The sequence below is a fragment of the Streptomyces sp. NPDC042201 genome (assembly GCF_055582185.1).
The window spans coordinates 303,875-323,394 of record NZ_JBVJDS010000002.1; the positions used below are offsets into that span (position 1 = coordinate 303,875).

Below are 19,520 nucleotides of genomic sequence, written 5' to 3' on the forward strand. Positions count from 1 at the left end.
TGCGCTGATGCCCGCTGTCACGTCACGGCACGGACCGGACGACGAGCCGGAGCCGGGACGCGGGTACGACCCGGCGGACCGTACGCCGGACGGCCGGGCGGACGGCGCGGCTGATGCGGACGGGAGCGGGGCCGGGCGGATACCGTACGACGGTGCTCTGCTGACGGCGCTCGTGGCCCGGCTGCGACAGGCCGGACTCGACCCCGACGTCGAACGGCTCTGCGATGCCCTCTGGCTGGCCCACTGGACCGGTCGCGGGCAGGCGGAGCAGCCGCCCGGCGAGGACACTGGAGCGGCACGCCGTACTGACACGCATCTCGAGGGCCCCGGCCCGTCGGCCCTCGCATCGGCGGCCGGCCCCGACCGCACGCAGGAGACCGAGCCGGTGGACGAGACAGCGCAGCAGCCGGACCCCCGGGACGACGACCGCCGGATCGCGCTCTATCCCGTGCCGCGCCACAACGCGGCGCGGGAGCGGTTCGACGGCCGCTCCACCACGCTCACCCTGGGGGTGCCCGCCGCTCCGGCGCTCCCCGCCCCGCTCGAACTCCAGCGCGCGCTGCGTCCGCTCCAGCGCTACCGGCCCGCTCTCCCGCCGCTGCGCCGCACGCTGGACGAAGGGGCGACCGCGGAGCTGAGCGCCCGCGCCGGCGGGCTGATCATGCCGGTGTTCCGCGGGGTGTCACGGGCGGACGCGCTCCTCCAGTTCGTCATGGACGCCTCGTCGTCGATGCGGGTGTGGGAGCGGCTCTTCGCCGAACTCCAGCAGATCTTCGGGCAGTTGGGGGCCTTCAGGGACGTACAGGTGCGCTATCTGCACCAGGGCCCCGACGGGGCGCCCGCCGTCAGCAGGAGTCCCGACCCGGCCGCCGCGCCGCTGAGCTCCGCCGACCGGCTCAGCGATCCGACCGGACGCCGGGTCACCGTCGTCGTCAGCGACTGCGCGGGACCGCTGTGGCACAGCGGGCGGGCCCAGCGGCTGCTGCACCAGCTCGGCCGCCAGGCCCCCACCGCCGTACTGCAGCCCCTGCCGCAGCGCATGTGGAACCGCACTCGGCTGCGCGTCAGCTACGGCGTGCTGTCCCGGGGCGAAGGGCCGGCCGGGGCCGCGGTGCTGAAGGTCACCGGCGAGGCCGCCGCGGCGCCGGCCGCGCGGCAGGGAGCCCTCGCGATCCCCGTACTGCCCCCGGTCGCCGGCGCGCTCGGTGCCTGGGCCCGGCTGCTGTCCGGCACCGGCGCGGGACAGATCTCCGGAGCCGTCGGCTGGGTGCGCTCCGACCATCCCGCGGCGCCCGCGCCGCGCCCCGGCGCCGGGATGTCCTCGCTCCAGCTGGTCAGCCGGTTCCGCTCGGCGGCCTCCCCGGTCGCCGGACAACTGGCCGTCTATCTCGCCGCCGCCCCGCTGTATCTGCCGGTGATGCAGCTGGTGCAGCGGACGATGCTGCCCGACTCGGGGCCCTCCGAACTCGCCGAAGTGCTGCTCAGCGGGCTGCTGACCCGTGGCAAGGGACATGGCACGGACGACGAGCCGTGGTACGAGTTCGCGCCCGGCGTGCAGGAGGCGCTGCTCGGGCCGCTGGGACGGGACGAGGCCCTGCTCGTCCTCAAACACTGTTCCGAGTACATAGAGCAGCGTTTCGGCAGGGGCGGACCGAACTTCCCCGCCCTGGCCCTCGCCCAGCTGGGCGACGGCGGGTACCGCCCGTTCCACCCGCCCGGCGGCCTGGACGAGGACGGCGAGTTCAGCGGCGAGAACGGCGAGAACGGTGATCTCGGGGAGAACGGCGAGCCCGGTAGCGGCGGCCCGCGCGTCCCGCATCCCTTCGCCGAGGTCGCGGCCCGGGTGCTGGAGCGGTTCATGCCGCTGCCGGAGGAGTTCGCACCGGACCGGGTCAGCGCCGGCCGTCACGACCCCGACCCGACCACGAACGCCGCGGTGGAGAGCGCCCGCGGACTGCTCCGCCAGTTCGAGTCGGACAGCATGGTGCAGTACCTGATCGACGCCGTACAGCTCCTGCGGGGCGCCACCGAGCGCGAGGAACCGGGCGGCGGCTCCGATCCGGAACTGTGGGCCGAGTTCGCCCGCTGTCTGCTGCGGCTGTGGGAGGTCCAGGGCGGCGGCGACCTGCTGCGCGACGCCGAACGGGCCGCCGAACGGGCCGCCGAGCGGGCCGCCGCGCACCCCCGGGCCGTACGGGAACGGGCCGTGCTGGCCAAGGTGCTGCACGCCGCGGCCGACGACCGGCGCCGGCGCGGCGACCGCAGGGGCGCGCTGGATCTGCTGCGCCGCGCCGACCGCGAGTACACCGTCGCCTGCGCGGCGCCCGGCCTGGAGCCCGGCGAGGCGCTGCGGCTCACGCTGGAGCGGGTGCGCGCCCTGGAGGCGCAGTGGCGGCTGGGCGGCGACAGCGCGCTGCTCCAGGGCGCCATCGGCATGCTGGAGGCGTTCGCCGACGTCTGGCCCGATCAGGAGAACCGGCCGGCCGGGCTGCCCCTGGCCCACGGACGCACGCTGCTGCGGCTGTCCGGGGCGACCAGCGACACCGAACAGTCACAGGTGTACGCGGAACAGGCGGCGCGCTCACTGCGCGTGGCGCTCGCGCCGGGCGGCGCCCAGCACACCGTGGGCACCCAGGGCCGGATCCTGCTCGATCTGGTGGACGCCCTGCTGGGGTCGGGCGACGGCCTCGACGAGGCGGCGACCCTGGTCGACCAGGCGCTGGCGACGGTACGCGACGAGCGGCTGCTCGCCTCGCTCAGGATCCGGGCCGGCCGGGTGCGGGTCGCCCGGTACGAGCGCTCCGGCGACCCGACGGATCTCCAGGAGGCCGCCGAGTGCTTCAGCCGTGCGGCCCGCGGTGTCCCGCGCGACTCCCGGGCGCACGCGGATCTGCTCGCCGAATGGGGCAGGGCCCTGCTGCGGCGTGCCGAACTGCCGGACGGCAGCGCGCACATCGGCGCGGCGGTGCGGGTGCTGCGCGACTGCCGTACGGAGACGCCGGTGTCCACCGCGCGCCAGGCGGACCGGCTGCTGATGCTGGGGCAGGCCCTGATGCTGCGGCACCGGCTCAATGACGACCGGGTGGATCTGCGGGAGGCCGAGCATCTCTTCGGGCTCGCGGCCCAGGAGGCGCGCGATCCGCTGACGGCGGCCCGCTGCTGGCTGGAGCTGGGGCGCTCTCATCTCGACGCGTACCGCAGTCTGAACCGGCCCGCCCGTCTCGACGAGGCGGCCGAGGCGTTCCGGGACGCGGCGGACGCCGCCAGGACCGCGGAAGCGGAGCTGGACAATCCACAACAGCGGCTGCAAGCAGCCGAGTTGTGTGCTGCGGCCAGCCACTGGCGGGGTATGACCTATGAGGAGGCGGGACGGCCCCGGGCCGCGCGTGAGGCGTACCGGACGGCCCGTACGGAATGGCGCAAGCTGCCGGACGGCGGCGGCGAGGCGGCCCGCGCGACCACGGACCGGCTGGCCGAGCTGGAGCGCTGAGCGTTCAGCGGCGCGCGTTCAGCGGTGCGCGTTCGGCGGTGCGCGTTCCATGACGAACGTTCAAGGGTGAGCGTTCGACGGTGCGCGTTCGGCGGTGCGCCGACGGGTGCATGAAACCGGCACGACGACCACGGGGAGACGTGATGAGTGACATGACACAGAACGGGGAAGCGGGCGCGCCCGACGGTCCCGGCGGGATCGTCGACACGGGCGGACTGCCCGATCTGCTGGACCTGGACCTGGAGGCGCTGCGGACCCTGGACCATCCGGTGCTGACCGAGGTGGTGGCGGATCTGCGGGCCAGGGCCGAGCAGCCGAGGGAAATGCTGTGGGGGTTCACCAGCGCGTTCTGAGCGACGTTTCGCACACAGTTTCGGTCCGGGACGCGGTTGAACAGGACAACCTGGCTCCCGCTGTGTTTGCCTTCCGGGCCTTCCAGGGAAACACGCCATCGGCCGGGCAGCCACGGCTGCCCCGGACGCCGTACAGCATGGGGGTTCCGGAGTGTCTCGACGTGCGGTGCCGCGCGTGCCGGGGGCGCCGCGGATCCCGGAGGCGAGGGCCCCGGCGCACGCGACGCCAGGGATGCCCTCCGCCGCCCGGATACCCGTCCCCTTCGGACAGTTCATCGTCAAGGTGCACGGCCGCTGCAACCTCGCCTGCCGCTACTGCTATCTGTACGAAGGCCCCGACCGGACCTGGCGCACCCGGCCCGCCGCCGCCTCGCCCGCCGTCCTGGACCGCGCCGCGACCCGGATCGCCGAACACACCGCGGCCCACTCCCCGCGCGAGATCTCCCTCGTGCTGCACGGCGGCGAGCCGCTGCTCGCGGGCGCCGGCCGGCTGGCCGCCTTCGCCGCTCTCGTACGCGAGCGGACGGGATCCTGCGGCGCCGTCCCCACCACCGTCCACACCACCGTGCAGACCAACGGCACGCTGCTCACCGAGGGAAGGATCGCAACCCTCGCCCGGCACTCCATCCGCGTCGGCATCAGCCTCGACGGCGGCCTGGCCGCCCACAACACCCTGCGCACCGACCACGCGGGACGCCCCTCCTGGCCTGCCGCCTCACGTGGCGCCCGGCTGCTCGCCGCGCACCACCCCGAGACGTACGCGGGCATCCTCACCGTCATCGACCCACGGACCGATCCGGTCGAGATGTACGAGTCGCTGCTCGCGCTGCGCCCGCCCGCCCTCGATCTGCTGCTGCCGCACGGGAACTGGAGCCGCCCGCCGCCGGGGCTGCCGGCGGCCGTCCCCGGCGGTGAGCCGCCGGGCCCCAACCGCCCCACCCCGTACGGCGACTGGCTGTGCACCGTCTTCGACCGCTGGTGGCGGGCCGGCCGCCGGGAGACCCGGATCCGGCTCTTCGAGGAGTGCCTCGCCCTGCTGCTGGGGCTGCCGGGCGCCACCGAATCCCTCGGACTCGACCCCCTCAACGCCATCGTGATCGAGACCGACGGCGCCATCGAACAGGTCGACTCCCTCAAGTCCGCCTACGACACGGCCGCCGCCACCGGACTCGACATCTTCCACCACACCTTCGACGACGCCCTGCGCCATCCCGGTGTCGCGGCCCGCCAGGCGGGCGCGGCGGCGCTCTCCGCCGTCTGCCGCGCCTGCCCCCTGCTCGGCGTCTGCGGCGGCGGCCACTACGCCCACCGCTACCGCGAGGGACACGGCTTCACCAACCCCTCCGTCTACTGCGCCGACCTCGACCGCCTGGTGCGCCATGTGGCGACCAGGCTCACCGAAGCGACCAGAGCCGAAACGACCAGAGCCGAAACGACCGGAGCCGAAGCGACCACGGCGGGAGACGTACGGTGAGCCCCGCCGTCCCCGAGCGGCTGCTGCGTGAACTCGGCCGTACGGAAGGCGGAGCCGAGGCCCTCGGACTGCTCGTACGCGACCAGCACACCCGCCGCCTCGTCCTGCTGCGCGCCCTGCTGGAGGCGGCCGCCGCCGCACCCGCGTCGGTCTGCCCGCCCGGCGCGCTCGACCGGCTGCGCCGCGACTGGGCCCTGCTGGAGGCCGCCGAACGTGCCGACCGAGACGCCGTACGGACCGTCCTGCTCTACCCGCTGACCGGTCCCTGGGCGCAGCGCTGCCTGCACGGCCTCACCGCCGGCGCGCCGACCCCCGGACTCGCCGCCGACCTCGCCCACTTCAGCGCCCTCGCCGCGGCGGCCGCGATCCGGGCCCGGCTGCCCTTCACCGGGCGTCTCACCGCCCATGGCGGGCTGCTCGCCCTGCCCACCCTGGGTGCGCTCCGCACCCGGCCGGGACCGCCGGCCCCGGTCGGTATCGCCCTGGCCGAAGGCCGCGTGACGCTACGTCAGGAAGGCGCCGCGCCCGTCGTCGTACGGATGGAGGACGGCGGCGCCCGCTCCGGCGACCCGCGCTGGCTGCCGGTGCGAACGCTGCCCGCCGTACGGGCCGGCGCTGCTCCCGTACCGCTGGACGACATCGACCGGTACCGCGCCGCGGGCAGCGGGCCGGAACGGCAGGCGCCGCGCGCCGACACCAGCCTCGACGACCGCGAGCACACGGCGTGGGCGGCGTCCTGGTCGGGCCTGGAATCCCAGCTGCGCGTCGGCGGCGCACACCGGCCGGCCGAGGCGGTGGCCCTGCTGCGCTGCCTGGTCCCGCTCGCCCCGCCGCCGGGATCCGGACCCGACGGCGGGAGCGCGGCGCATTGCAGCGGAACCAGGCGGGAGGCCTTCGGCGCGGTCCTCAGCAGCAGACCGACCACTCCCGCCCACTTCGCGGCGACCCTCGTGCACGAACTCCAGCACACCAAACTCGCCGCGCTCAGCGCGCTCACGCCGCTGCACCACGAGGGCACGGCCGCCCGCTACTTCGCCCCCTGGCGGCCCGACCCCCGGCCGTTCGACGGGCTGCTCCAAGGGGCGTACGCGCACCTGGGGCTCGCCGACTACTGGCAGCGCTTCGCGCTCGGCGCGCAGCGCGTCTCGCACCGCGACCCGGCCTGGGCGGAGCACGCCCGCTGCCAGGAACAGGTGGGCGCGGTCCTGCCGGCGCTGGCCGGCTCCGGCGCGCTGACCCCGGCGGGCCGCGTTCTCGTCAACGAGATGATCGCGATGTACCACCGGCTGGCGGACCGTCCGCCGCCCGCCGGCCACCTCGCGCGAGCCACCGCGTATGTCCGTACGGCGCGGGTCATCTGGCGCCAAAGGAACGGAAGCTGAGGCGGCGCGCTCCAGGATGGATTCCGGCGGCTCCGGGGTATGTTAAAAGGGCGTATGACGATGCAGGGAGACGGTCGAATGCCCGGAGCGCGTAAGTCAGTTGGAGCGACCGGGACGCAGGCCGTCACCATCAGTTTCGCCGGGTTCAACCGTGCCTGGGCGGCCTGGATCGGGGACCGTCTGGAGCGGCGCGGACACGTGGTCGTCTACCAGCGCTGGGATCCGCCCGTGGAGACTCCGCTGGAGGAGGCGCTGCGGGATCTGCTGCTCGCCCCCGGCCCCGTCCTCGTCATCCTCAGCGACTGGTACTTCCAGGTCGGCCCCCGCAGCCACGACGAGTGGAACCAGGCGCTGCGCGCGGTGGTGGCCGCCGCCCCCGGCCGGTTCGCCGCCGCCACCGTCACCACCTCCGCGCTGCCGAGCGCCACCGCCGTCTTCGCCGCGGCCGACCTGACCACCGTCGGTGAGGAAGAGGCCGAGCGGCGCATCCTGGGCCGCCTCGGCCTGCCGGCCGATCTGCTGCCCGAGGCCGCCGACCCGCGCCGCGGCCCCCGCTATCCGGCCGAGACCCCCGATGTGTGGGGCGGCGTTCCCCGGCGCAACACGCGCTTCACGGGCCGCGAGGCCCTGCTCAACGACGCGTACCACGCGCTCCAGGAGGCCGGCCGCGGCGCGGGCGTGCTGACGCTGCACGGCATGTCGGGCGTGGGCAAGACCCAGCTGGCCGCGGAGTACGTGTACCGCTTCGGCGCGGAGTACGACGTGGTGTGGTGGGTCTCCGCCGACAAGCGGGTCACCTGCCGGCAGAAGCTCGCCGAACTCGCCCCGGCGCTGGGCCTGTCCACCGGTGTGGAGTACGGCGAGCGGCTGCGCGCGGCGCGGGACGCGCTGCGCCGCGGCGACCCGTACGCGCGCTGGCTGCTCGTCCTCGACGGAGCGGACGAACCCGAGCAGATCTGGGACCTGGTGCCGAGCGGCCCCGGCCATGTGCTGATCACGGCGCGCAATCCGGAGTGGGGCGAGTACAACAGCACCCTGGTCGAGGTGCCGGTCTACGACCGGGACGAGTCGGTGGCGTTCGTACGCCGCCGCGCCCCGCGTCTGACGCAGACGGAGGCCGACCAGCTCGCGGTGGCGCTGGAGGACCTGCCGCTGCTGCTGGACCAGACGGCCGGCTGGCTCAACGACTCCGACATGTCGGTCGGCCAGTACATCGAGCTTCTCGAGGACGGCATCGACCAGGACGTGGTCAAGGTCTCCGCCGACTTCCCGCTGGCCTTCCAGACCGGCTGGTCGATACTCCTGAACAAGCTCCGCGAAACCGTCCCCGAGTCCGTCGACCTGCTCCGGCTGTGCACCTTCTTCGCGCCGGGCGCCATTCCCGTACGGCTGGTGCGCGACCTGCCGGTGGACGGGCTTCCTGAGAAGCTCCGCGGACTGGTCGACGACCCGGTGCGGTGGGCGCGGGCGATCAACAAGTTACGGCAGTACGCGGTCGTGCGCGCCGCCGGAGTCGGCGAGCGCGAGGTCCACGACCTGGTGAACGACGCCGGTCCCACCGGTATGGCGGGCGACACGCTCTACATGCACCGGATGGTCCACCAGATCGTCCACCAGGACATGCCCGCGCAGGACCACGAGGAGTTCATCGAGGTGGTGCGCAGGGCGCTCGCCGCGGCGGACCCCGGCCGGCCGACCGACACCCGGCTGTGGCCCCGGTACGCGGAGATCACCCCGCATCTGAAGTGGGCCGACGTCCTGAAGAGCACCGACCCCGCGGTGCACACCCTGGTCCTCAACTGCCTGCGCTACATGTATCTCTCCGGGGAGTACCGGGCGGGCATCAACCTCGGCCGGCGTGCCATGGAGACCTGGCAGCGGCTGCTCGGTGCCACCCACCCGAGGATCTGGGACCTGAGCTTCCACTACGCCAATGTGATGCGGGCGGTCGGCGACTACGCCGGCACCGAGGCCATCGAACGGGCCGCCGTCGAGCATCTGCGCGCGGAGCGGGGCCCGATGGACCTGGAACATCTGCGGGCCGCCGGCGGGCTCGCCGCCGACCTGCGCGGCCTCGGCCGGTACGACGAGGCGTTCGAGGTCTCCGACTGGATCCTGGCCGCCTACCGCGAACTCCTCGGCGACCAGGACTTCCGCACCCTCAACGCGCAGAACAACCTGGCCGTCTCGATGCGGCTGCTCGGACGCTTCGCGGACGCCCTGGAGCTGGACCGGCGCACCCTCGACGCCAGACGCCAGCTGCTGCGCCCCCGCCATGCCTGGGCCCTCTACTCGGAGATCAACTACGCCACGGACCTGCGGCTGCTCGGCCGCTACAGCGAGGCCGAGTCGCTCCAGACGCAGAGCGCGCGCGTGCACCGGACGGTCCTGGGCGTTGACAACCCCCAGACCCTGCGCGCCGAGTACAACCTCGCGCTGTGCCAGTACCGCTCCGGCGACCGCTCCACGGCCGGGGAGCTGCTCACCCAGGTGCTCGAGCGCAGTGAGCGGGTGCTCGGCGAAGACGCCCCGGACACCATGAGGTTCGCGTCCGGCCAGTCCTGCTTCGCCCGCGAGCACGGGGACATCGACCAGGCCAGGGACATAAGTGACCAGGTCGTCGGCGGCTATCTGATGATGCTGGGGGAGACCCATCCCTACGCCGTTGGCGCCCGCGCCAACCATGCCCTGATCCTGCGGGGCGTCGGGGAGCGCGAGCAGGCGCATGCCCTGATCGAGGCCTCCCTCAGAGAAATGACGCGGGCCGTGGGGGAGACCCATCCCTGGACGCTGGGCTGCGCCGTCAACGCCTCGGCGCTGCGCAATATCGTGGGTGACGCGGAGGGCGCCGCCGCGCTGGGCGTCGACACCATCGCCCACGCCACCGAGGTCCTCGGCCGTACCCATCCGCTGACGCTCTCGGCCCGGATCGCGTACGCGGCGGATCTGCGCGCCCTGCGGCACGGGCGGCGCGCCGAGAAGGTCGAACAGGAGGCCCTGGACGATCTGGCGGCGACGCTCGGCGCGCAGCACGTCCACACCGTTTCGGCCCGCTCCCGCAACCGTCCGTACTGGGACTTCGAGCCGCCGATCATCTGAGGCCGCAGTCTTCCGGGGCGGATTCATCCGGGGCCCGCACTCATCCGAGGTCCGCATGCCGGAGGGCCCGGTACCGCGCTCACGCGGTACCGGGCCCTCCGTACTGTCCTCAGCGCCGTACTGTCCTCAGCGCCGTCAGGCGTCGAAGACCTCGCTGACCAGCTGCTGCTGCTCCGCCTGGTGGCGCTTGGCCGAGCCGACCGCGGGGGACGAGGAGTGCGGCCGCGAGATGCGGCGCAGACGCTCGTCGTGCGGGATGTCGGCGCCGACCGCCAGGTCCAGGTGGTCGATCAGGTTGAGCGCGATGAACGGCCAGGCACCCTGGTTCGCCGGCTCCTCCTGCGCCCACAGGTACTTCTCGGCGTTCGGGAACTTGGCGATCTCGGCCTGCAGTTCGGCACCCGGGAGCGGGTACAGGCGCTCCAGGCGCAGGATCGCGGTGTCCGTGACGCCACGCTTCTGACGCTCGGCGTCCAGGTCGTAGTAGACCTTGCCGGTGCAGAAGACGACCTTGCGGACCGCGTTCGGGTCCACGCTCACGTCGCCGATCACCGGGCGGAAGCCGCCGGTGGTGAACTCCTCCGCCTTGGACGCCGCGGCCTTCAGACGCAGCATCGACTTCGGGGTGAAGACGACGAGCGGCTTGTGGTGCGGGTTGTGGACCTGCCAGCGCAGCAGGTGGAAGTAGTTCGACGGCAGGGTCGGCATGGCGACCGTCATGTTGTGCTGGGCGCACATCTGGAGGAAGCGCTCGGGGCGGGCGGACGAGTGGTCCGGACCCTGGCCCTCGTAGCCGTGCGGCAGCAGCAGCGTGACGCCGGAGGTCTGGCCCCACTTCTGCTCGGCCGAGGAGATGAACTCGTCGACGACGGACTGCGCGCCGTTGACGAAGTCACCGAACTGGGCCTCCCACATGACCAGCGCGTCGGGGCGGGCCAGGGAGTAGCCGTACTCGAAGCCCATCGCCGCGTACTCGCTGAGCAGCGAGTCGTAGACGTTGTAACGGGCCTGCTCCTCGGAGAGGTACTGCAGCGGGGTGTAGTCCTCGCCGGACTCCTGGTCGACCAGGACCGCGTGCCGCTGGCCGAACGTGCCGCGGCGGGTGTCCTGGCCGGAGAGCCGGACCGGGGTGCCCTCCATCAGCAGCGAGCCGATGGCCAGCGTCTCGCCCATGCCCCAGTCGATCGTGCCGTCCTCCACCGAGGACGCGCGACGCTGCATCTGCGGCATCAGACGCGGGTGCACGGTGACCGTGTCGGGGATGTTGACCTGCGACTCGGCGATCCGCTTGACCATCTCCTGGGAGACCGCCGTCGTGACGGACACCGGGAACTCGGCCTGGACGTCCGGGACATGGGTCGGGGCGGGCTGCGAGGTGGCCTCGCGGACCTCCGCGAAGACCTTCTCCAGCTGGCCCTGGAAGTCCTGGAGCGCCTGCTCGGCCTCTTCCAGCGTGATGTCGCCGCGGCCGATCAGCGACTCGGTGTAGAGCTTGCGCACCGAGCGCTTCTTGTCGATCAGCCGGACCATCTGCGGGTTGGTGAACTGCGGGTTGTCGCCCTCGTTGTGACCGCGGCGGCGGTAGCAGATGAGGTCGATCACGACGTCCTTGTTGAACGTCTGGCGGAACTCGAAGGCGAGCCGGCCGACGCGGACCACGGCCTCCGGGTCGTCACCGTTCACATGGATGATCGGTGCCTCGATCATGCGGGCGACATCGGTCGCGTACATGGAGGAACGCGACGACTCCGGGGAGGCGGTGAAGCCGACCTGGTTGTTGATCACGATGTGGACCGTGCCGCCGGTGCGGTAGCCGCGCAGCTGGGACATGTTGAGTGTCTCGGCGACGACACCCTGGCCGGCGAAGGCCGCGTCGCCGTGGAGCGCGAGCGGCAGGACCGTGAAGTCCGTGCCCGCCTTGTTGATGATGTCCTGCTTGGCGCGGGCGATGCCCTCCAGGATCGGGTCGACCGCCTCCAGGTGGGAGGGGTTCGCGGCCAGCGAGACCTTGATCTGCTCGCCGTCCAGCCCGGTGAAGGTGCCCTCGGCGCCGAGGTGGTACTTCACGTCGCCGGAGCCGTGCATCGACTTCGGGTCGAGATTGCCCTCGAACTCCCGGAAGATCTGGGCGTACGACTTGCCCACGATGTTCGCGAGGACGTTCAGGCGGCCGCGGTGGGCCATCCCGATGACGACCTCGTCGAGGCGCGACTCGGCGGCGGAGTCGATGACTGCGTCGAGCAGCGGGATGACGGACTCGCCGCCCTCCAGCGAGAAGCGCTTCTGGCCGACGTACTTCGTCTGCAGGAAGGTCTCGAAGGCCTCGGCCGCGTTGAGCCTGCGCAGGATCCGCAGCTGCTCCTCGCGCTCCGGCTTGGCGCGCGGACGCTCCACCCGGTCCTGCAGCCACTTGCGCTGCTTCGGGTCCTGGATGTGCATGAACTCGATGCCGGTGGTGCGGCAGTACGACTCGCGCAGCACACCCAGGATGTCGCGCAGCTTCATCATGGACTTGCCGGCGAAGCCGCCGACCGCGAACTCGCGCTCCAGGTCCCACAGCGTGAGCCCGTGCTCGGTGATGTCCAGGTCGGGGTGCTTGCGCTGGCGGTACTCCAGCGGGTCGGTGTCGGCCATGACATGGCCGCGCACCCGGTAGGAGTGGATCAGCTCGAAGACGCGGGCGGGCTTGGTGACGTCGTCGTCGTGCGAGGCATCGATGTCCTTGAGCCAGCGGACCGGCTCGTACGGGATGCGCAGCGCCTTGAAGATCTCGTCGAAGAAGTCGTTCTCGCCGAGGAGCAGCTGGCTGAGGATCCGCAGGAACTCGCCGGAGGCGGCGCCCTGGATGACGCGGTGGTCGTACGTCGAGGTCAGCGTCATGACCTTGGAGATGCCCAGCTTGTTCAGGGTGTCCTGCGAGGTGCCCTGGAACTCCGCCGGGTAGTCCATCGCGCCGACGCCCAGGATGAGGCCCTGGCCGGGCATCAGACGCGGCACGGAGTGGACGGTGCCGATACCGCCCGGGTTGGTCAGCGACGCGGTGACTCCGGTGAAGTCCTCCATCGTCAGCTTGTTGTTCCTGGCGCGGCGGACGATGTCCTCGTACGCCTGCCAGAACTCGAAGAAGTTGAGCGTCTCGGCCTTCTTGATGCCGGCGACGACGAGCTGGCGGTCGCCGTTCGGCTTCACCAGGTCGATGGCGAGACCGAGGTTCACATGCTCGGGCTTGACCAGGGTCGGCTTGCCGTCCCGCTCCGCGAAGGAGTGGTTCATCGACGGCATGGCCTTGAGCGCCTGCACCATCGCGTAGCCGATGAGGTGCGTGAAGGAGATCTTGCCGCCGCGCGCACGCTTCAAGTGGTTGTTGATGACGATGCGGTTGTCGAAGAGCAGCTTCACCGGGACGGCGCGCACGGACGTGGCCGTGGGCAGCTCCAGCGAGGCGTTCATGTTCTTCGCGACGGCGGCTGAAGGGCCACGCAGCGTCACATACTCGGGGCCGGTGTCCGTTCCCGTGGCCGCGCTGCCGTTGGCGGCGGCCTTGGCCGGAGCCGGGGCGGGGGCCGCGGCGGGCTTGGTGGCGGCCGGCTGCGCCGGGGCGGGCGCGGGCTGGGCGGGGGCGGCGGCCGCGGGCTTGGCCGGCGCGGCGGGAGCCGCGGCCGGGGCGGCTGCCTGGGTCGGGGCCGCGGCCGCGGGCTTCGCCGGAGCGGTGGGCGCGGCGGGGGCCGGGGTGGCGGCCGGGGTCGTGGGCACCGCAGCCCCCGCGGCTGCGGTATCGACGGGCTTGTCCGCCGTGCCGGGCGTGCCCGGCTTGTAGTCGGCGAAGAAGTCCCACCAGGCACGGTCGACCGAATTCGGATCCTGGAGGTACTGCTGGTAGATCTCGTCGACGAGCCATTCATTGGCACCGAAGGCAGCGGCAGGGTTCTTCCCCTGCCCGTCTTCGTCGGTCGAGATGCTCGCGTTACTGGGGGACTGAGACGACACGGCGTGAACCGCCCTCTTCCGCTTCACAAGGTGATGGACAGCGGGAATCAAGGCTACGCCTTCCTGGCCTACAGATGGAGACCGGGCGGGGCATCGTCGCGCAAGTCACATCGGACGGCGGGTTTCAGCGTATGAATTGGCGGGAAACTAGCCGGGTTCCGGTGCGCCTGGCACCCACAAATCCCAGGCCACGGTGGGTCCGTGGCCCGTGCCCGCCCGTTCCGGGCCCCGTACCCGTAAGCCGCGCGCTGTACGTTCGAACCCTACGTCAACCGCGTGCCCGGGGGATTCCCGGAAGAGTGACCTGTATCCGGCAGCCACGAGCGGATTCGGCCACCCCGATGCGCCCGCCGTGCAGATCCACCGCCCAGCGCGCGATTGCCAGGCCGAGACCCGTACCGCCGTCGCTGCCCGGACCGTGCGGGGCCGCCGCGCTGCCCCGGTTGAACCGCTCGAAGACCCGGTGCCGCTCCTGCTCCGGGATCCCAGGACCCTCGTCCTGGACCTCCAGATCCAGCGACTCCGGCTGGGCGCCGCGCCGGGCACGGACCGTGACGCGGCCGTGCGGCGGGCTGTGCTTGACGGCGTTGTCGATCAGATTGGCGACCACCTGATGCAGCCGCTCCGCGTCCGCGTGCGCGGTCAGCTCGGGCGGCGAGACATCCAGATGCAGATGTACGTCCGTACGGGTGTGATTGCCGGAGCCGGAGCTCAGCCCGCGCTGCGAGGAGGCCAGATTGGCCTCCTTGAGCACGCCGGAGAGATACGGCCACACCTCGAAGCGCCGCGCCTTCAGCGGTACGACACCGCTGTCCAGCCGGGACAGGTCGAGCAGCGTCTCGGTCAGCCTGCCGAGCCGCTCCGTCTGCCTCAGGGCCGTGAGCATGGTCTCGGGGTCGGCGGCCGACACTCCGTCGACCACGTTCTCCAGCACGGCGCGCAGGGCCGCGATAGGGGTGCGCAGCTCGTGCGAGACATTGGCGACCAGCTCTTTGCGGTGCCGGTCCACGGCCTCCAGGTCGTCGGCCATGCGATTGATCGTGGAGGCGAGGTCACCCAGCTCGTCGCGGCGGTCCGCGCCGCTCACCCGGCGGGTGTAGTCGCCGTGCGATATGCCCTTGGCGACGGTGTTCATCTCGTCGAGCGGGGCAGTGAGGCCATGGGCCACGAACTGGGTGATCAGGAGGGTGGCGATCACCGAGAAGACGGTGATGAAGCGCAGCTCGGTCTCGGTGCGCAGGGCCACCATCAGCAGCCCGGTGGTGATGAAGACGGAGACGACGACGAGGGTGCCGAGCTTGGTCTTGATGGAGAAGGGCCGCAGCCCCGTTCGCTCGGGGCCGCCCGTGGCGCCGCTCCGGGTTCCCCTGCCGGGGCCGGCTCTGTCGTGCCCCGGCCCGCGTCTGCGTCCTTCTCCGTCGGCGCCGCCGCCGCCCCCGGGCCGGGTCACGGCGCGGGGGTCTCCAGCGCGTAACCGACACCGTGCACGGTACGGATCCGCTCGGCGCCGATCTTGCGGCGCAGTGCCTTGATGTGGCTGTCGACGGTACGGGTGCCCGAGGCGTCCGCCCAGTCCCACACCTCGGCGAGCAGCTGCTCACGGGAGAGCACCGCGCGCGGTGTGTTCGCCAGGCAGACCAGCAGATCGAACTCGGTGGGCGTCAGATGGACGTCCTCGCCGCGCACCCGCACCCGGCGCTGCGCGTGGTCGATCTCCAGCTCGCCCAGCCGCAGGATGCCGCTGCGCGGTGTCACCGCGGCGAGCGCCGCGCGCTCCACCCGGCGCAGCAGTACGTGCACCCGGGCCGCCAGCTCCCGCATGGAGAACGGCTTGGTCATGTAGTCGTCGGCGCCGACCCCGAGGCCGACCAGCATGTCGGTCTCGTCGTCGCGGGCCGTCAGCATCAGCACCGGCACCGGGCGCTGCGCCTGCACGCGACGGCAGACCTCCAGGCCGTCGAAGCCGGGCAGCATGACGTCGAGGACCATCGCGTCCGGCTGCCACGCCTCGGCCGCGTCGACGGCCGCGGGGCCGTCCACCGCCGTCTGCACCAGAAAGCCCTCGGCCCGTAGCCGCGCGGCGATGGCGTCGACGATCGTCGCGTCGTCCTCGACGACCAGGACCCGGCGCTGGGCGCCGGGCGTCGCCGCGACTCCGCTGTGGCTGGTGTGTGTCTGCTCCATCGCCCCGCCCCTGGTACGCGTTCCGCGATCCTTGATCTCCGATCTCCATGGAGATGGAGATCCGTGTGTGTGGGGAGCAGCGTAGAGGCAGCGGGAGGGTCGCGGCTACGCAGTGCGAACAGCGAGATGGATGACGTCGGGTACGCCTCGGGCAACCTGGATCTCTTCCGTCCTTACCCCAGTGAATCCGGCATTACGTAATGCTTCGTCGAAAGCGGGGGAGGGCTGCGCCGACCATACGGCGAGGACACCCCCTGGATTCAGCCGCGCCAGGCAGTGGGCGAGTCCGTCCGGTGCGTACAGGTTCCCGTTGCTGTCGGTGACGGTCCAGTCGGGTCCGTTGTCGATGTCCAGGCAGAGCGCGTCGTAGCTGTCCGTAGTCGTCCGTACATGCTCCAGCAGGTCGGTGTGCAGGATCACCACGCGCGGATCGGCGAGCGCCGCGCCCGAGATCCGGGCGAGCGGGCCCTGGTGGTGCCAGTCGATGACGGCCTGTTCGCGCTCGACGACCACGATCCGGCCCCAGTGGGGATCGGCGGCGGCGTGCGCGAGCGAGAAGCCCACGCCAAGGCCCCCGACCAGGACGGACGGCAGCCGGTCGCGGCGCTCGGCGGGGAGCGCGGCGAGCGCCGCGTCGATCAGCCGCCGCTCGGAACGTCCGTCCGAGGTGTCCATCAGGAAGCAGCCGTTGGCGATGATCTCCAGCCGCTTGCCCCGCTGCCGCAGGACGATCTCCCCGTACGGTCCGTCACGACGGTCCAGCGTGACGGGCTCGGTGCCGGCTTCGCCGCCGGGCTCGGCGCCTGCGGCGGACGGGGGCTCGGGCTCTGACACGGTGGGGACCTCCTCGTCCGGCGGATGCTCTCCCGGCCATCCTGACCGGGCAGGACGGAAGGCGGCAATCCGTTTCGGTGGCGCCACGCGGGGGGTGAGGAGAAGGTGGTCGGGTGTGGCCGACGTCATAGACGCGGTCGGGAGCCGTCGCGCCGGCCGGGGAGCGTTCGGCACGGTCCCTGCGGAAGGAGCCGCGGTGAACAGACTCGCTATACGCCGGATCGAGGACGGCGCACGACTCGACGGCGTACGGCTGGACGGCGTACGGCCGGCCGGATTTCCCCGCCAGCGGACCGCCCTGGTCCGGGTGAGGACAGCTCCTCCTGAGGAGGCGGTCTCCTCCAGGACTCCGTCGGCGAGGACTCCGTGGGCAAGGACTCCGCAGGCAAGGGCCGGGGCCGCGCTGCTCGGGGACGTACCACCGGGGCGGTGGCGCGTCGGGGTGCCTCTGGCGCTGATACCCGGCCCCGGTGGCACCCCGTTCACCTTCGGCTACGCCCTCGTCCTGCTCGCCACCTCGTTCTTCACCGCGTACGGCGATCCCGCCACGGTCGCCGCGCTGCTGCGCGGATCCAGCACGGATGTCGCGCATCTCGTCCACCACCCCGTGCTGGTGCTGGTCGCCAGCGCGCTGTGGATCGCGGGCGGGCCTGCCTCCCCGTACGCCGTGGGGCTCGTCCTCGTCCTGACCGCGCTGGAGCGCCGTATCGGCGGCCCGCGCACGGCCGGGGTCTTTCTGCTCGGTCATGTCGGAGCGACCCTGGCGACCGAGATACCGATCGGGCTCGCCGTACTGGCCGGGCAGCTGCCCACCACCTTCCTGCACCGCCTCGACTACGGCATCAGCTTCGGGCTGATGGCGAGCGTCGGGGCGCTGGCCGGGCTGCTCGCGCCAATCGTCAGATGGCCGCTGCTCGGGGCGGTCGCCCTGATGCTGGCCCAGGAACTGCTGGCCTACCGGGATCCGATCACCGATTGGGGCCATCCGACGGCGCTGGCGATCGGCGTCGCCTGCTGGCCGGCCGTGCGCCGGGTCAGGAGGGCAGCGGCGTCGCCGCGATGACACGTCGCAGGCCGGGCACCGGCTCGGCGTCGGACATCACCACTTCGTCGCCCCCGTGGCTGATGGCGTAGAGGAAGGCGTCGGGGGCGGGCCGGTCGTAGAGCACGCGGGGGAGCCGTTCGATGCCCGAGGCCGCCAGGGCGTCCCGCAGCTTGGTGAGGGCGGCGGGCCGCATCTTTGCCGTGCCGGTCGTGCGGCCCTTGACGAGGGTGGTGTACGTGCCGTCCGCGTACACCACCACGATGTCGTGGCGTCCGGCGATACCGCCGGTCCTGGTGACGGTGAGGAGGGTCTCGCCGCGCGACGCGGGGAGGTCCTGGGAGGGGTCCTGGGAGGGGGATTCCGACGTCGCCGGGTCCGCCGCGGTCGCCGTCCCCGAGGGGGCCGCGGTCGCCGTCGGGCCGCTCGATTCCGTACCGCGCCCGCTCGGCGGTTCCGTACCGCCCGCGCCGCATCCCACCAGCAGCAATCCCGCCAGCGCCACCCCGGCCGCCCCGGTGATCCGCCTCATTCCGGTACCTCCCCCATCCGTCGTCCGTACCGCACCAGCACGTGCCAGAGCTGCTTGACGTACTGCAGCATCTCGTCCTGCGTCCCCCATTCGGCCCATGCCCCCGGCTCCCGTACGACCGAGGCCGCCGCACGCCCCAGCGCCTCGGCATCGAGCATGCCCGCACGCGCGTACGAGCGACAGACCCGGGCGGCGAGCGGAACCATCACCGGGCCGCGGAACTCCGCGGTCACCTCGTCCGGCGCCAGGACGAATCCGGTGTGCCACTCCACCGCGATGCCGCACCGCCGTGCCATTCCGGTCAGCAGCCGGCCGGTCTCCGTGCCGCGGAACGACGGGTCCAGGACGAGCGCTTCCGCGTCGGCCGCGAGATCGAGGTCGCCATGGACCTGCGCCTCGATGTACTCGTCGAGCTTCCGGCCCGGACATGCGGCGGCGCCGCCGTCGGCGGGGTCCGCCCCGGTCGCGTACGGCAGCTTCTCGATGACCCCGGCGGCGTCCGGCCGCTCCTCCAGCAGCCCCGCCAGCACACAGCTGAACGCGTCGATGGTGCCCACGTCGGCGGGCGCCGCGTGGCTGTCGCCGTGGCAGTACGTCGCGCGGTCGTTGACCTCCGGGCGCAGCCGTACATGACAGGAGCCGAAGCGCGGGGAGGCTCCGTCGGGGTGGCCGTACAGATTGACGGCCCCGTACTTGGGCCGGTCACGGGGCCGGACCCCGGGCGTGTGGTAGGCCCCGCCGAACAGCCGCTCCTCCCAGCCGTCCCTGGCCCCGCCGGGGACGGCGGAGCGGCTGCCGTTGGAAAGACCGGTCTCGTACTGGCTGCGATAGCGGCCGTCCCGCGCCATGGACCCGGCGATCGTCGTGCCGTCCGCGAGGAGCCGGTCCGGGTGGAAGTTGAGGGTGATGCGCGCGTGCGCACGCATCAGCGCGGTGAGCGCGCCGGCTTCCCGGGCGTCGATCCTGGCGGGACGGGCCTCGGACCGCGCCACCGCGGTCGTCCGCACGTGCTGGAGCGCGGCGCGCTGGGCCGGGGTGAGCGGGGTGCCGGGACCGTTCATCGCGGAAGTATCGAGCGCTCCCACGCGGGCGGCAACTGATATCGCCGTCCGGGGCATGGACGCTGAGGCGTGCGCGTTGCAC

At 72.4% G+C, this 19,520-nt stretch carries 12 protein-coding genes; 6 read left to right on the plus strand and 6 right to left on the minus strand.

What is annotated here, in order from left to right:
• The first annotated feature begins 7 nt into the window (after positions 1-7).
• From ACZ6MZ_RS05300 to fxsT, 5 genes are all read left to right on the plus strand, one after another.
• Entirely contained in the window at positions 8-3,490 is a 3,483-nt protein-coding gene (locus ACZ6MZ_RS05300; RefSeq protein WP_469349944.1) for an SAV_2336 N-terminal domain-related protein, read from the plus strand.
• 143 nt (positions 3,491-3,633) lie between these two features.
• Complete coding sequence (gene fxsA / locus ACZ6MZ_RS05305; RefSeq protein ID WP_384336811.1) at positions 3,634-3,843, plus strand: FxSxx-COOH cyclophane-containing RiPP peptide; 210 nt, start codon at positions 3,634-3,636, stop codon at positions 3,841-3,843.
• A gap of 232 nt (positions 3,844-4,075) precedes the next feature.
• Positions 4,076-5,317 (plus strand): FxsB family cyclophane-forming radical SAM/SPASM peptide maturase, encoded by a 1,242-nt coding sequence (locus tag ACZ6MZ_RS05310; protein ID WP_469349947.1) that lies wholly within the window; start codon positions 4,076-4,078, stop codon positions 5,315-5,317.
• Positions 5,314-6,699, plus strand: a complete 1,386-nt coding sequence (locus ACZ6MZ_RS05315; protein WP_469349949.1) for an aKG-HExxH-type peptide beta-hydroxylase — start codon at positions 5,314-5,316, stop codon at positions 6,697-6,699. Before ACZ6MZ_RS05310 ends, ACZ6MZ_RS05315 begins: the two co-directional genes overlap by 4 nt.
• Before the next feature lie 78 nt (positions 6,700-6,777).
• Positions 6,778-9,798 carry an FxSxx-COOH system tetratricopeptide repeat protein gene (fxsT, locus tag ACZ6MZ_RS05320; protein ID WP_469349951.1) on the plus strand — a complete coding sequence of 1,007 codons (3,021 nt, stop codon included), beginning with the start codon at positions 6,778-6,780 and terminating at the stop codon, positions 9,796-9,798.
• Positions 9,799-9,933: 135 nt separating this feature from the next.
• Here the strand turns inward: fxsT and ACZ6MZ_RS05325 are convergent, their stop codons facing one another.
• From ACZ6MZ_RS05325 to ACZ6MZ_RS05340, 4 genes are all read right to left on the minus strand, one after another.
• A complete protein-coding gene (locus ACZ6MZ_RS05325) occupies positions 9,934-13,785 on the minus strand; it encodes a multifunctional oxoglutarate decarboxylase/oxoglutarate dehydrogenase thiamine pyrophosphate-binding subunit/dihydrolipoyllysine-residue succinyltransferase subunit (protein WP_469349953.1) in 3,852 nt (1,283 codons plus the stop codon).
• Between the two features lie 268 nt (positions 13,786-14,053).
• Positions 14,054-15,109, minus strand: coding sequence for a HAMP domain-containing sensor histidine kinase (locus ACZ6MZ_RS05330; protein WP_384193787.1), 1,056 nt, complete (start codon positions 15,107-15,109; stop codon positions 14,054-14,056).
• A 122-nt stretch (positions 15,110-15,231) separates the two neighbouring features.
• On the minus strand, positions 15,232-15,969 hold the full coding sequence (locus tag ACZ6MZ_RS05335; protein ID WP_384193778.1) for a response regulator transcription factor: 738 nt from the start codon (positions 15,967-15,969) through the stop codon (positions 15,232-15,234).
• A gap of 105 nt (positions 15,970-16,074) precedes the next feature.
• Positions 16,075-16,731, minus strand: a complete 657-nt coding sequence (locus ACZ6MZ_RS05340) for a spermidine synthase family protein (RefSeq protein ID WP_384193784.1) — start codon at positions 16,729-16,731, stop codon at positions 16,075-16,077.
• A 370-nt stretch (positions 16,732-17,101) separates the two neighbouring features.
• On the opposite strand from ACZ6MZ_RS05340, the gene ACZ6MZ_RS05345 reads away from it, so the two are divergent.
• Positions 17,102-17,866: a rhomboid-like protein gene (locus tag ACZ6MZ_RS05345; protein ID WP_469350380.1), complete on the plus strand. Its 765-nt coding sequence runs from the start codon at positions 17,102-17,104 to the stop codon at positions 17,864-17,866.
• On the opposite strand, the gene ACZ6MZ_RS05350 is transcribed toward ACZ6MZ_RS05345, so the two are convergent.
• Both ACZ6MZ_RS05350 and ACZ6MZ_RS05355 read right to left on the minus strand, forming a co-directional pair.
• Positions 17,838-18,377 carry a hypothetical protein gene (locus ACZ6MZ_RS05350; protein ID WP_469349955.1) on the minus strand — a complete coding sequence of 180 codons (540 nt, stop codon included), beginning with the start codon at positions 18,375-18,377 and terminating at the stop codon, positions 17,838-17,840. The two genes, ACZ6MZ_RS05345 and ACZ6MZ_RS05350, sit on opposite strands and share 29 nt — an antisense overlap.
• Positions 18,374-19,438: a DUF3626 domain-containing protein gene (locus ACZ6MZ_RS05355; protein ID WP_469349957.1), complete on the minus strand. Its 1,065-nt coding sequence runs from the start codon at positions 19,436-19,438 to the stop codon at positions 18,374-18,376. Before ACZ6MZ_RS05355 ends, ACZ6MZ_RS05350 begins: the two co-directional genes overlap by 4 nt.
• Positions 19,439-19,520: the final 82 nt, after the last annotated feature.